At 45.2% G+C, this 13,903-nt stretch carries 15 protein-coding genes and 2 pseudogenes; 9 read left to right on the forward strand and 8 right to left on the reverse strand.

The genetic code is table 11. The features are described from left to right. Positions 1-225, forward strand: a pseudogene (locus tag H595_RS24305) (IS4 family transposase); the annotation flags it as partial. Positions 226-265: 40 nt separating this feature from the next. Here H595_RS24305 and H595_RS0118360 read toward each other — a convergent pair. After that, entirely contained in the window at positions 266-637 is a 372-nt protein-coding gene (locus tag H595_RS0118360; RefSeq protein WP_240474938.1) for a MerC domain-containing protein, read from the reverse strand. Between the two features lie 192 nt (positions 638-829). Between H595_RS0118360 and H595_RS0118365 the strand changes: the two genes are divergently transcribed. Further along, a complete protein-coding gene (locus H595_RS0118365) occupies positions 830-1,141 on the forward strand; it encodes a primosomal replication protein PriC (RefSeq protein WP_027672493.1) in 312 nt (103 codons plus the stop codon). A gap of 97 nt (positions 1,142-1,238) precedes the next feature. On the opposite strand, the gene H595_RS0118370 is transcribed toward H595_RS0118365, so the two are convergent. From H595_RS0118370 to H595_RS0118380, 3 genes are all read right to left on the reverse strand, one after another. Further along, the gene (locus tag H595_RS0118370) at positions 1,239-1,781 is read right to left on the reverse strand and encodes a DUF3016 domain-containing protein (protein ID WP_027672494.1); all 543 of its coding nucleotides are present in this window, start codon (positions 1,779-1,781) and stop codon (positions 1,239-1,241) included. Between the two features lie 220 nt (positions 1,782-2,001). Continuing rightward, a complete protein-coding gene (gene groL, locus H595_RS0118375; RefSeq protein ID WP_027672495.1) occupies positions 2,002-3,639 on the reverse strand; it encodes a chaperonin GroEL in 1,638 nt (545 codons plus the stop codon). Between the two features lie 49 nt (positions 3,640-3,688). Beyond that, positions 3,689-3,979, reverse strand: a complete 291-nt coding sequence (locus tag H595_RS0118380) for a co-chaperone GroES (RefSeq protein WP_027672496.1) — start codon at positions 3,977-3,979, stop codon at positions 3,689-3,691. 291 nt (positions 3,980-4,270) lie between these two features. Here H595_RS0118380 and H595_RS0118385 point away from each other — a divergent pair, with 291 nt between their 5' ends. The 5 genes from H595_RS0118385 to prmA all read left to right on the forward strand — a co-directional run bounded on the left by H595_RS0118385 (position 4,271) and on the right by prmA (position 9,563). Further along, positions 4,271-6,076, forward strand: coding sequence for a protein-disulfide reductase DsbD (locus H595_RS0118385; protein ID WP_027672497.1), 1,806 nt, complete (start codon positions 4,271-4,273; stop codon positions 6,074-6,076). Positions 6,077-6,297: 221 nt separating this feature from the next. Next, positions 6,298-6,750: a type II 3-dehydroquinate dehydratase gene (aroQ, locus tag H595_RS0118390; protein ID WP_027672498.1), complete on the forward strand. Its 453-nt coding sequence runs from the start codon at positions 6,298-6,300 to the stop codon at positions 6,748-6,750. A 26-nt stretch (positions 6,751-6,776) separates the two neighbouring features. Next, positions 6,777-7,241, forward strand: coding sequence for an acetyl-CoA carboxylase biotin carboxyl carrier protein (gene accB, locus H595_RS0118395; RefSeq protein WP_027672499.1), 465 nt, complete (start codon positions 6,777-6,779; stop codon positions 7,239-7,241). Positions 7,242-7,257: 16 nt separating this feature from the next. Next, a complete protein-coding gene (gene accC / locus H595_RS0118400; protein WP_027672500.1) occupies positions 7,258-8,601 on the forward strand; it encodes an acetyl-CoA carboxylase biotin carboxylase subunit in 1,344 nt (447 codons plus the stop codon). Positions 8,602-8,678: 77 nt separating this feature from the next. Beyond that, positions 8,679-9,563, forward strand: coding sequence for a 50S ribosomal protein L11 methyltransferase (gene prmA, locus H595_RS0118405; protein ID WP_027672501.1), 885 nt, complete (start codon positions 8,679-8,681; stop codon positions 9,561-9,563). 6 nt (positions 9,564-9,569) lie between these two features. Here prmA and H595_RS0118410 read toward each other — a convergent pair whose 3' ends face one another. Both H595_RS0118410 and lepB read right to left on the reverse strand, forming a co-directional pair. Continuing rightward, entirely contained in the window at positions 9,570-10,574 is a 1,005-nt protein-coding gene (locus tag H595_RS0118410; RefSeq protein ID WP_027672502.1) for a sensor domain-containing diguanylate cyclase, read from the reverse strand. Positions 10,575-10,739: 165 nt separating this feature from the next. Then, positions 10,740-11,390, reverse strand: a complete 651-nt coding sequence (gene lepB, locus H595_RS0118415; RefSeq protein WP_027672503.1) for a signal peptidase I — start codon at positions 11,388-11,390, stop codon at positions 10,740-10,742. Between the two features lie 247 nt (positions 11,391-11,637). Between lepB and H595_RS0118420 the strand changes: the two genes are divergently transcribed. Then, on the forward strand, positions 11,638-12,243 hold the full coding sequence (locus H595_RS0118420) for a hypothetical protein (protein WP_156886024.1): 606 nt from the start codon (positions 11,638-11,640) through the stop codon (positions 12,241-12,243). Here the strand turns inward: H595_RS0118420 and H595_RS0118425 are convergent. After that, entirely contained in the window at positions 12,240-12,692 is a 453-nt protein-coding gene (locus H595_RS0118425) for an SRPBCC family protein (RefSeq protein WP_240474940.1), read from the reverse strand. The genes H595_RS0118420 and H595_RS0118425 overlap by 4 nt on opposite strands. Positions 12,693-12,793: 101 nt before the next feature. Here H595_RS0118425 and H595_RS0118430 point away from each other — a divergent pair, with 101 nt between their 5' ends. Further along, positions 12,794-13,501 (forward strand): ABC transporter substrate-binding protein, encoded by a 708-nt coding sequence (locus tag H595_RS0118430; protein ID WP_027672506.1) that lies wholly within the window; start codon positions 12,794-12,796, stop codon positions 13,499-13,501. Positions 13,502-13,578: 77 nt separating this feature from the next. Here H595_RS0118430 and H595_RS22860 read toward each other — a convergent pair. After that, positions 13,579-13,903 (reverse strand): annotated as a pseudogene (locus H595_RS22860) (IS4 family transposase); the annotation flags it as partial.

A 13,903-nucleotide genomic window follows, 5' to 3' on the forward strand; every position in this document is an offset into this window, starting at 1 on the left:
AACCAACTGAGCTTTAGAGATGCCTCATCGCACATCATCCACAAGCTCACTCTGATGCCAATTTATGCGCCGGGTAATGTGCCCGGATTCATCTTGGAAATAGAAAAAAATGCCAGTCAATTCAAGCTTGAAGGAAAGCGAGAACGCAGTTATCCAAGGACGCTAAAGGTATCGAAAAATCGCTACCCGGTGGCTAAAAGTAAAAATGCCGCTCACCTTAAGTGAACGGCATTACGCCAAGGCGGGATTTTTTTATGCTGTCTATCTAGTGCTCGTCTTCACAACTATTACAGTTATTACACAACCGCATGTTCATAATATGCGCTAAAACAACGAGTGCAGCCCCAACCATTAACACAGCATGTTCGTTTTGTGGGCCCCAGGCGTCTTTTTGCCAGTAAATAAAACCGCCAAGAAACAACGAGTAAAACGGATAGAGTTTACGATGGTAGCGATGAAAACCAATAAAAAGGGTTATAAAACCCAATACCATGGTGACCAATAACACAATACGTTCAAACGCATGGTTATGCACAGCACTAAGCCCCAACAAGGGTAAAACCGGTAAGATAACGGGCAGCATAATACAGTGAATGGCGCAAAGCGACGTCACCGTAATTCCGATTTTATCAAACATACTTCTAACTGTTGCTAACACAGTGCTCACTCTGGCGACTAAAACTTAAGAAACGAGATAATATAACAAAACGTTTCTTAAGGAAACGGGTAGACAAAAAAATACTTTGTATCACAGATAAACATTGCAGCTGCTGAAGCCGCCGTCGCCTTATGGCATAATAGCGCTACTTATTCGCCATTAAGCTTTATTATGGATACTTTACTGACTCAACTTGATGACAATTTAAAAGAGCTGTATCGCAAAGCGCTCGATGCCGATGCCCTGTTAGACAACCTGCAGCAACAAGGCCATGCCAAACATCAGCGTATCTTTGCCGACAATAAGCTATTTCAGGCATCAAGTAACCGTTTTATGCCGTACTTGGCTGAAACTGCTGAACAGGTTGCGGCAATGCGCCAAAGCCAGCAGTTTAATACTGCGACACTGCAGCGTGTGGTGCAGCAGTTAAAACAGCTGCATGCCACACTCGCAGAATTTAGGACGCTGCTAACAACACAATAACATTTCATACGGGTTCTTGCTGTTTATAGGACTTTATCATTGCTATGTCTGCCACACATTAAAAGTGACAGACATAGTGATAGCAAATTAATGAGATCTACACTGCAGGTTTAACACTCACTTTAGGTAGCATATGTTGATGCTGCTCGACTCCGGGCTTTAATTCACGCTCAAACCAATCTTCCAGCATTCGTTTTTCATAACGAAACTCATCTGAATTATGCGCCGAACGTATCGATTGCATAAACCCCATATCACGCAGTTTTTCATCAGCCTGCATGACTTGTTCACCATGGTTATCCCGCAACACGTAACTAAACTTCATTGCAGGCGAGTAAATGTCTTTAACAACGCGAAGCGCATTACCTGCGCCACTGATAAAGTAATCGACATCGCCAGCCAAATCGATGTCCGTTACCGTCACATCCAAATTGTAACCTTCAGGCAATTTCGTACCCATTTGTTGAAAGAACTCATCAAATTTGCGAATAACACGCTCGCGATAGCTTTTGCGGCTATCGTTTGCCGGACGAATATCGGTAAACTTTTCCGGGTCTTGCCATTGCACTTTCACCTCGGCAGCGTGTACTGAGCTGAATGCCAGGGCGGCCAACCCACAAAGCACTATAATTTTACGCATAACCTGTCTCCTGCTTCTACTCACGCAATAGCGTGCAATACCTTGTTAGGGTGTATATTTTGCACAAAGTTTAGTTAACTTGGCTAACTATAGCCCGATTTATCGACCAAGGACTGTAGTGTTTTGTATAAAATTGTAGCGCCCGCCGTTAACATACGATATTGCTGGCATAAAAAAACCCCGCAAATAGCGGGGCTTTACGTTAGTGAGCGCTAACGAGTTACATCATGCCGCCCATGCCACCCATGCCGCCCATATCTGGCATTGCTGGGGCATCGCCTTTAGGCAACTCAGTAACCATAGCTTCAGTGGTAATCATTAATGAACCTACTGAAGCAGCGAATTGCAATGCTGAACGCGTTACTTTAGTTGGGTCAAGAATACCCATCTCCAGCATGTCGCCGTATTCACTGGTCGCTGCATTGTAACCGTAGTTACCTGAACCGTTTTTCACGTTGTTTACTACAACAGACGCTTCTTCACCGGCATTATCAACGATTTGACGTAACGGTGATTCCATTGCACGCAGTGCAATCTTAATACCGTGGTTTTGATCTTCGTTAATGCCACGCAGGTCGCCTAACTTAGCCGCTACGCGAACTAACGCTACACCACCGCCAGGCACTACGCCTTCTTCTACCGCAGCACGGGTTGCATGCAGAGCATCTTCAACGCGGGCTTTTTTCTCTTTCATTTCGATTTCAGTAGAAGCGCCAACCTTAATAACCGCAACGCCACCAGCTAATTTAGCCAGACGCTCTTGCAGTTTTTCTTTGTCGTAATCTGATGTTGCTTCTTCAATTTGTTGGCGAATTTGTTTAACACGGCCATCAATTGCAGCCTGGTCGCCAGCACCATCAATAATGGTGGTGTTATCTTTGGTAATAACAACGCGCTTAGCAGTACCTAATTCTTCCAGACCTGCTTTTTCCAGTTCCATACCAATTTCTTCAGAAATCACGGTACCACCGGTTAATGTCGCAATGTCTTGCAGCATGGCTTTACGACGGTCACCAAAACCTGGTGCTTTTACTGCAGAAATTTTCACGATGCCACGCATGTTGTTTACTACTAACGTTGCTAAGGCTTCGCCTTCAACATCTTCAGCAATTAACAACAACGGCTTACCTGACTTAGCCACAGCTTCTAATACTGGCAATAACTCACGGATATTAGATACTTTCTTATCAATAGTAAGAATATACGGGTTATCCAGCTCTACCTGGCCTGCTTCCTGGTTGTTGATGAAGTACGGAGACAGGTAACCACGGTCAAACTGCATACCTTCAACCACGTCAAGCTCGTTGTCTAAACCCTGACCTTCTTCAACAGTGATTACGCCTTCTTTACCTACTTTATCCATTGCGTTTGCAATAATCTGGCCGATTTCATCGTCAGAGTTGGCAGAGATAGTACCTACTTGCGCAATAGCTTTGCTGTCTGCACACGGCTGAGATAACAGCTTAAGTTCAGCTACAGCGGCTATTACAGCTTTGTCGATACCGCGCTTTAAATCCATTGGGTTCATACCCGCTGCAACCGCTTTAACACCTTCATTAATGATGTTTTGCGCTAATACCGTTGCAGTAGTGGTGCCGTCACCAGCTTCATCATTGGCTTTAGAGGCAACCTCTTTCACCATCTGTGCGCCCATGTTTTCGAACTTATCTTCCAGCTCAATTTCTTTCGCAACAGATACACCGTCTTTAGTGATCATTGGTGCGCCGAAAGATTTATCCAGAATAACATTGCGGCCTTTCGGACCTAAGGTAACGCGTACTGCGTTAGCCAGAATATTTACACCTTTAAGCATTTTGTTGCGGGCTTCATCGCCAAAACGTACGTCTTTTGCTGCCATTTCTCTTAATCCTTACATTCAGTTAATGCGTAATACGGTTCGAATAGAATTAATCCAGGATCACACCTAAGATATTGTCTTCTTTGGTGATCACATACTCCTGGCCTTCAATTTTCTCAGTACGCTCTACATAAGCGCCGAACAATACTTTGTCGCCAACTTTCACATCTAACGGTTTTACGTCACCGTTATCTAAAACACGGCCCAAGCCAACGGCTACCACTTCACCCCGAGTAGATTTCTCGGCAGAAGCACCCGTTAAGACGATGCCACCCGCTGATTTACTTTCAGCTTCTAAACGTTTGATAATGACACGGTCGTGTAATGGACGAATATTCATGCTCTATCTCCTAAAGCTATTTTGTGTTTTAACATGGGTGTTAAATTGTGTGCAGGATATATGGGGCGAACAGGAAAAAAATCCAAGGGCAAAAGCAAAAATTTCTTAATGTTGTCTTAAGGCGGGTAGATTATCGTCAGCCCAAATGAAATATTCCGCCACAGTTACAGGTCTGAGCTGGAGTGGCATTTATCGCATAGACAGCAACCTTTTGTCGCTATCACCGTATATGTTCACATGTTAATGTTAGGCTGTTGCAACGCAATTGCGTAAATAAGGAAGTAGAAGCTGATGTTTAAAGTGTTTTTTCTGCCATTGATACTCTGGTTAAGTTTGCTGGTGCCGGTTCAGGCCCAACAAAGTTCCGTCTTAGACAGCTTGCTTAAAGCTGATGATAGCTTCCTGCCGGTAGAACAGGCGTTCGTTTTTGACTACATACAAAAACAAGATGAGTTAGTGATTAGCTGGACTATCGCTGACGGCTACTATTTATACAAAGACAAAATAAAACTGGGTGGCATCGCCGTAAGTTTTTCGCACCCGTCTTATCCAGCCAGCATGCAAATTGAAGATGAATACTTCGGCGTTACTAACGTGTATTTTCATCAGCTAACATTACGCATCCCGCTAACCGATGTCAGCGAAGATGGCGTGTTTAAAATTCAATATATGGGGTGTGCAGAAGCCGGCTTGTGTTATCCACCGGTAACTAAAGAACTGCCCTTGTTACCCTTATCAGCAACTGCATCAGACACTTCGTCCAGTGCCGCAGCCAATAATAGTTCAAACATCGCCGCCAGTGTTACATCAGGCGACAGTGCCAATAGCATTCCGGTGTCCAGCCAAAATACTCTGGCGGAGAAACTGACTGATGGCGCCAGTATCGCCACCTTAGCCGGGTTCTTTTTACTCGGCATTGGACTGGCGTTTACCCCGTGCGTGTTCCCAATGTACCCCATTCTTACCAGCATTATTGTTGGCCAGGGTTCGCAACTGTCTAACAAACGCGCCTTTAGCTTGTCGTTTTCATACGTTCAAGGTATGGCTATCACCTATTCGTTGCTTGGCTTAGTTATTGCCAGTTTGGGCGTAAAGTTTCAAGGTTACATGCAACACCCTGCGGTGCTTATTGTAGCCAGCGTGATTTTTGTGTTGTTAGCGCTATCGATGTTTGGTGTATTTAATTTAAGTTTACCGTCCAGTTGGCAGGAGAAAGTCAGCGGTATTAGCAATAAACAGCAAGGGGGCTCATTAAAGGGCGCGTTTGTGATGGGCGCGTTATCAGGCCTTATTGCTTCGCCTTGTACTACTGCACCGCTGTCAGCAGCCCTGTTGTATGTCGCACAAAGCGGGGATTTATTGCTGGGTGCCATAACGTTGTACATTTTAAGTTTAGGGATGGGCTTACCACTACTGTTATTGGGTAGCTCTGGTGGCAAACTACTACCCAAAGCAGGCAACTGGATGAATGCGGTAAAAACAACCTTTGGTTTTTTATTGCTGGCAGTACCGCTAATTTTACTCGACCGCATCCTGTCGTTTGACTACGTTATCGCTGCAGGCTCATTGTTGACATTAGCCTTTGTTATCTATTTGTACCGGGTACTGTTTAGTTTGCAAAATGCGACCGCGAAAGCCGTGTTATTAATCGTCGGTCAGTTACTGTTAGTCACAGCCTTATACTTAAATGTATCTCACTGGTGGCCAGCGCCTGCAACCAGCCAGGCCACAGAGCAAAACGCCAGTTTCGAGCTTGTCGATGGTTTAGATGAACTACAGCAAAAACTGGCTAATAGCGACGGGCGCTACACGATAGTCGATTTTTATGCCGACTGGTGCATTGCCTGTAAAGAGTTCGAGCATTTAACGTTCCCTAAGCCTGAGGTACAGGCGCAAATGAAAAAAATGCAATTGCTGAAAGTGGATGTGACAAAAAACAGCCTGAAAGACCAAAAGCTACTGAGTAACTATCAAGTGCTAGGCCTGCCAGCATTATTGATATTTGATCCCCAAGGTAATGAGTTAACGCAAGCCCGTGTTATCGGTTTTAAGAACGCCAGTGACTTTGCTGCCCACCTGAAACAAATCCAACAGTAAGTTTTATTGCGGCGCTTTTACCCAGCGCCGCTTACTCCTGCCTGCCTTCTGGCTGATAAGACCAGTATTTTGCTGCCATTTGTCACGATTTCACTATAATAAGGCGCTATTGTTAAGCCAATTGCTCAGCTTTTGACAGAAAGTTGTCAAACAGATGCAATTATCACTTAGCTTTGGCAAGATAGTGCCGGATTAAAACAATTAGCGGGAATTACGCACAAATGGCGGCAACTTATCGAATTTTAGTCTTAAACGGCCCTAACCTGAATATGTTGGGTGTGCGTGAGCCAGCGGTATATGGTTCAGCAACCTTAGCTGACATTATTTCAGATTTGACGGAACAGGCTGTCGTAAAACGTGTCGAACTGACACATTTACAATCTAATGCCGAGCATGAGCTGGTGACTGCGATTCAACAAAGTCTGGGGCAACAAGATTTTATTTTGATTAACCCGGGTGCTTTTACCCATACCAGTGTGGCTATTCGAGATGCCCTGCTGGCAGTAGCCATTCCCTTTATTGAGGTGCATTTATCAAATGTACATGCGCGCGAAGAGTTTCGCCGCCATTCGTATTTATCTGATATCGCCAAAGGGGTGATCTGTGGTCTGGGGGCCAGAGGTTATCACTATGCTTTAGACGCGGCGATAACAGCATTACAAACAACCAAATAGTAATAACTAAATCAGGCTAAATAGACATGGATATTAGAAAGATTAAAAAATTGATCGAGCTGCTGGAAGAGTCAGGTATCTCTGAGCTTGAGATCACCGAAGGTGAAGAATCTGTGCGTATCAGCCGTAATGGCCCGACACCACAGTACGCGCCAATGCAGCATTATGCTCCGGCACCACAGCAATATGCACAAGCACCGGCGCCTGCCGCCGCGCCAGCTGCAGCACCTGCGGCCGCAGCTCCGGCAGCCGTTAGTGGCCATGTAGTTAAATCGCCTATGGTGGGTTCTTTCTACCGTGCCGCCTCTCCTACCGCGAAGAATTTCGTTGAAGTGGGCCAAACAATTAAAGTGGGCGATACATTGTGCATTGTCGAAGCGATGAAAATGATGAACCAAATCCAGTCTGATAAGGCCGGTGTGGTAAAAGACATTTTGCTTGAAAACGGCGAGCCGGTTGAATTTGACCAGCCACTCTTTGTGATCGAATAACGCAAAAGGCAGACTGATGCTAGAAAAAGTACTGATTGCCAACCGTGGCGAAATTGCATTGCGTATTTTACGCGCTTGCAAAGAGCTGGGCATTAAAACGGTGGCGGTGCACTCCACCGTCGATCGTAATTTAAAACATGTGTTGCTAGCTGATGAAACCATTTGTATTGGCCCGGCACCTTCACCACAAAGCTATCTGAATATCCCGGCATTAATTGCCGCGGCTGAAGTGACCAATGCGCAGGCTATTCACCCTGGCTACGGTTTTTTAGCCGAGCGCGCAGATTTCGCGCAACAGGTAGAAGAAAGCGGCTTAGTATTTATCGGCCCACACCCGGATTCTATCCGTTTAATGGGTGATAAAGTCTCTGCCATTGAAGCGATGAAAAAAGCGGGCGTTCCCTGCGTACCTGGCTCAGATGGTGCAGTAGGTGACGATGCGGCCACTAACATGGTCATTGCCAAGCGCATTGGTTATCCCATCATTGTTAAAGCTGCAGGCGGCGGCGGTGGCCGTGGTATGCGCGTGGTTCGCAGCGAAGAAGAATTGGTAAGCTCTATCGAGATGACCAAAGCTGAAGCCAAAGCCGCTTTTGGTAATGACATGGTGTACATGGAAAAATTCCTTGAGAACCCACGTCATATCGAAATTCAGGTATTAGCAGATGGCCAGGGTAATGCCATTCACTTAGGTGAACGTGACTGTTCTATGCAACGTCGTCACCAAAAAGTCGTTGAAGAAGCGCCAGCGCCGGGTATAACACCAGAGCTACGTGCCTTTATCGGCGGTCGCTGTGTTGATGCCTGTAAAGTGATGAACTATCGTGGTGCCGGCACCTTTGAGTTCCTGTTTGAAAACGGCGAGTTTTTCTTTATCGAGATGAATACCCGTATCCAGGTAGAGCACCCGGTAACAGAAATGATAAGCGGCGTCGACCTGATTAAAGAACAACTGCGCGTTGCCTCTGGTATGCCACTGACCCTGAAGCAGGAAGATATTATTATCCGCGGCCATGCTGTGGAATGTCGTATTAATGCTGAAGATCCAAAAACCTTTATGCCTTCGCCAGGCAAGATTAGCCGTTTCCATCCACCCGGTGGTAACGGTATTCGCTGGGATTCGCATATTTATGCCGATTACACTGTGCCACCAAATTACGACTCTATGGTCGGTAAGTTAATTACTTACGGTGAAACCCGTGATATCGCCATTGCGCGTATGCGTAATGCACTGGATGAACTGCTGGTAGAAGGTATTAAAACCAACATCCCGCTGCACAAAGACATTATGCGTGATGAAGGTTTCTGCCAAGGTGGCACCAACATCCACTATCTGGAACATAAACTGGGTATCAAGTAGCACTCAGTTATAGATTAAAGGCCGCTTTTGCGGCCTTTTTGCTATAATGCGGCAAAATTTTATCTGCGAGACTATTTATGCCCTGGATCCAACTGCGAGTGACAACCACTGAAGAAAAAGCCGAGCAAGTTAGTGATATGCTTATGGGCTGGGGCGCGCAGGCGGTGAGTTTTCTTGATGCCCACGACACCCCCATTTATGAACCGATGCCCGGCGAGGTAATTTACTGGACTAACACCGTGGTAGTTGGCCTGTTTGATGCCGAGCATCCGATGGACAAGGTACTAAAGCAGCTAGAGCAAGTGTCGTTTTTTAAACAGGGTGTGGAGTACAAGCTAGAACAGCTGGAGGATAAAGACTGGGAACGCGAGTGGATGGATAACTTTCATCCGATCAAGTTCGGTAACCGGCTATGGGTTTGCCCCAGCTGGCGTGACATTCCAGATCCTACAGCAGTCAATGTGATGTTAGACCCGGGGTTAGCCTTTGGTACCGGCACCCACCCTACTACAGCGCTTTGCATGCAATGGCTGGATGCGACTATTCAACCAGAGCAAACTGTAGTCGACTTTGGCTGTGGTTCTGGCATCTTGGGTATCGCCGCATTAAAACTGGGCGCTAAGCGCGTCATTGGTGTTGATATTGACCCGCAAGCTATAGAAGCCAGTACCGCCAATGCCAAGCGCAACCATGTTGAAGGACAGATAGAGCTGTATTTACCGCAAAATCAGCCGCAAGACTTTCAGGCAGATGTCGTGGTGGCTAACATTCTGGCCGGCCCCTTGGCTGAGCTAAAAAACATTATTAGTGCTTATGTAAAACCCGGCGGCAAACTGGCGTTATCAGGCATATTGGAAAGTCAGGCGCAAAGCGTGATTGACGCTTATAGCGACGAGTTCAGCTTTGACCCTATCGCCGTACAGGATGAGTGGGTGCGACTAAGCGCAACTAAACACCCCTAAAACTATTTAATAACGGCGTGCTGTGGCGCGCCGTTTTTTATCACGGTACATCTCTTCATCTGCCCGCTTTAGTAAATGGCTTATTTTTTCACCGGGTTCAGCAATCACTAATCCGACACTGCCTCCTTTGTAATGCAAGAACGTATCTGCAATATCAAAACGGCCCTCAGTGCTGTTAAAAAGCTGCTCACGCAGTGCCTTGGCAGCATGCATAATATCGTTACCCGTTAACAAACCAAAAACGACAAATTCATCACCGCCTACACGGGCAATAAAGTCACCTTCCCGACGGCCTTTTTTTAAATTGGCAGCTATCGCTAATAACAATCGGTCACCTGCATCATGACCATATTGGTCGTTAATTGTTTTGAAGTTATCTAAATCAATATAGGCAACAAAGATTGCACTGCCACTGCGCTGGCTATTGGCTAACTCGCGCTGTAATTCCAACTCTAACTCGCGCCGGTTTCCAAGACCCGTTAACGGGTCGGTCAGCGCTACATTACGATAATGCCGATTCTCTAACGCCAGTTGCTGTAACAGTTTTTCGCGTTCAACCTGTACTGCAATAAGCCGACCAATAAGTAGCAGTAAACTGGCACTTTTATCTGAGACAGCGGTTTTTTCTGTGCTAGCAGCACAGACTGTGCCATACAAATGGCCATCGGATAATTCAACTGGAGCACTTATATACGTATTGATACCCAATTCAGCAGCCGCCGCTGAGTCGCCCCAACAAGCAGACACATCAGTAGTCACAAATTGTTGCTGTTCTATTGCCCTTTTGCATAAGGTATCATCCCAGTTAACTGACAAGCCTTCATTTAATTGCAACTGACCTGTATTTATTGAATAAACAATATGTTGCATACCTTTATCAACATCGATGCGGGTAAAATAAGCGGACTCCAGCCCAGTAGACTGCTGCAGTAACTGGATAAGTGCCCTAACTTGAAGCTCTAAATTATTGTTGTCGATTGATTGTGTTAGTTCTTTTAGAATGTCGTCCATTATATGTACACGTCTGTAAGCATTGCTATTAAAACTAACACCACTTTTTAGCGCTGGCAAACCTAACTTTTTATAGGCAAGTGGCTGCTTATAAAGCCCAGGTAAGATCTGTTATTTACAGCAATACGCCAGACAACAAAAAGTAGTGTGACCCAATATTATCTACTATAACGCAGCGAAAAACCGCTCACTGCGAGGTAACAAGTAGTTATCGTAATCCAGTGAAAACAGCACCGTACTGGCTCGGCCAACAATCTCGTTACGCGGCACGAAACCAATTACCCTGGAATCTGCGCTATTGTCCCGATTATCACCCAATACCAAGTAACTGTTGTCGGGCACGGTTACCGCATTAAAGCTGTCACGGCCGGTAGAAAATGGCGCTAATTTCACCTGATGCGATATCGCGTCCAACTGTTCGGTTAACACCATCGCATTATCGGCAACGGCAGCTTGTGCAGCATAGTCTAAACGTTTGCCATTGATGCTAAGCACATTGTTATGCATTGCAACCACATCGCCGGGTACACCAATAACCCGCTTAACCAAGCGATCACCCGCCGCTTCAGACATAAAAATAACAATGTCACCACGCTCAGGATCGGCACGTTTAATTAACGATTTAGTAGTAAAGGGTACTCGCAGATCGTAGGCCATTTTATTGACTAAAAGACGATCGCCAATTTGAATAGTCGGCTGCATTGAGGCGGTGGGTACATCGTTCCAATCCGCCACAGCACTTCTAAACACAAACATGCAACACAAAAATACGATAATGCCGCAGTTTTCCCGCCATAGTTGTTGAAATTTTTTCATGCCTTACTCCATTAAGTTATCAGCAACTACGACCATAGCATTAGCATTCGGTTCCATTACCTAAAATAAATACCTATTACAATTAGATTACTTACGCATTATCATCGGTGGTTTTATCACTGTTATGCAACAATTCTGATCTATACTAGTTGCATCAATCGCAATGGACGTGACAATGCCCCGACTGATTATCTTTAGCCTAATCTTATGCTCATGCTTCTGTGCGGTTTCATCTGCCAAAGAGTTGGTGTTTACACATTCTAATCATCCGCTCGTTAATAACGTGCTTAAGCCTATGTTGGAAGAAGTTTATGCCGAATTAGGTTACACCTTAGTATTTCAGGAGGCAGAAGGCGCCCGAGCACTCAAATTGTTAAACGATGGCTTAGTTGATCGTGATGTTGGCCGGTTAGAACCGATAACACGCAGCCTAAAAAATGCGTTATCAGTGGCACAACTCGACACAATAAATGTGGTGCTATATTGTCGTTTGGATATCTACTGTGACCAAAGTGTGTTGCAAGACACCATGTCACGAATTCTGGTGCCAACTCAGGATGCAACATTAAAACTGCTGACTCGAGAAATTGTTACCAAGCTATATTTCAATAATGACTGGCAGAGCATTCTGACAATGTTTGATGCCGGAAAAGTTGATTACCTGCTCTGGATAGAAAGCCATTTAATTGCGCCACTAACACTTAAGAACATAAACAAAACAGCTACACCGATAGGGCCTTTTGCGCTATCCCATCTACTTCATGTAAAACATAAGGCTTTGGCAGAAGCGGTATCTGACAAGATAAATAAACGCTTAATAACTCTGAATCAACCTTTAGCTAACCAACTTTAGCCCTGTTCGCATAGCAGCTTGAGTGCTTCGAGCGCTTTGGGCCAGGTATCCAGCATATATTGCTCATACTCCTGGGCAATCTCCTGCTCAATATCCAGTCGCATACCCGCCTCTGTTTCAGTAAAACGGTAATTCTCAAACGCTGGCGCCCAGCAGGTCACCTTGTCGCTAGTGAAATCATCTACACCTGCAACAATAAACCCCAAATGTTTAATCGAGATAAACTCCAGCGGTTGATGCTCTGCAATGGTGGCGACCATGCCATCACCGGACGGCGATAAAAACCGCATGGTCTCGCCCTGCTGCCAACTGCCTTTAAAGTAAGAACCTTCGCAAAAAGCGGAAGTCCATGAACGGTAACCCACATCAGACAACATGCGCTGCCATACTGTCTGCACCGGCGCGTTAATAACAATACTGAAGTGAAGCTGTATAACATTTCGCATCATAAGGCTGCTCTTTGATGTTTTTTTATGCCAGTTTTGACACTGGCACTTTTATAGTTCAATCGTGGTTTATACTGTAGCCATAAAGTGCACTGGATCCAAATATGAAATATGTTTTCCGGCTCTCACTCATACTGTTTTCAGCATTACTGCCTGGTAGACAGGTGATGGCGGACGAGTTGTTATTTAGTCATTCAAACCATCCTATAACGCACGCGATTTTGATACCAATGTTGCAAGACGTGTATAGGGAATTAGGCTACCAACTTAGGTTTCAAGAAGCCGAAGGCGCAAGAACACTTAAACTCTTTGCAGACAACTTAGTCGATGGTGATGTTGCAAGGTTAGAACCGGTGTTACGGGGTATTGATAATGCAGTCCCGGTAGTACTGCTAGATACGGTGCAAGTGGTATTGTATTGTCGCAAGGGCATTGTTTGCCAGGACAGTGTATTAAGAAACGCCAAGCTACGTATCTTAGTTCCAACACAAGACGCTACCTTACAACTGTTAGCGACCAATATTGAAGCTAAGCTTTACTTTAACAGTGATTGGAATGGCGTCATGGCGATGTTCGTCTCTGGCAAAATTGATTATATGCTTTGGGCAGAAAGCAAATTGATAGCGCCTTTGCCGCTGGATAATGCAAATAAAGCGGCAACGACGATAGGTCCCTTTGGTTTGTATCATTTGTTACATCTTAAACATAGCGCACTGGCAATGCCTGTTGCTGAAGCACTAGAAAAGCGATTGCGCGATGACTTTAATCAAGGTTTAGCTAAGCTAAAAAAGTCTGGCGAATACCAAAAATAATGCAACAAAGTAGTAATTAAGTAAGCTTTAAGCCAGGCTATCATTAACTAAAAGGCCAGCATTGCGCTTAATGCCGTTCACTTAAGGTGAGCGGCATTTTTACTTTTAGCCACCGGGTAGCGATTTTTCGATACCTTTAGCGTCCTTGGATAACTGCGTTCTCGCTTTCCTTCAAGCTTTAATTGACTGGCATTTTTTTCTATTTCCAAGATGAATCCGGGCACATTACCCGGCGCATAAATTGGCATCAGAGTGAGCTTGTGGATGATGTGCGATGAGGCATCTCTAAAGCTCAGTTGGTTTGGGAATACACTTTTAAGGGACTTGGCCATCAATACCATTTTGTATCGAATTAAATTGTAAGCGAGCAACACCCCCCATAGCTCCTGCCGGATAAGCTCT

The organism is Rheinheimera baltica DSM 14885, from assembly GCF_000425345.1.
Taxonomy (GTDB): domain Bacteria; phylum Pseudomonadota; class Gammaproteobacteria; order Enterobacterales; family Alteromonadaceae; genus Alishewanella; species Alishewanella baltica.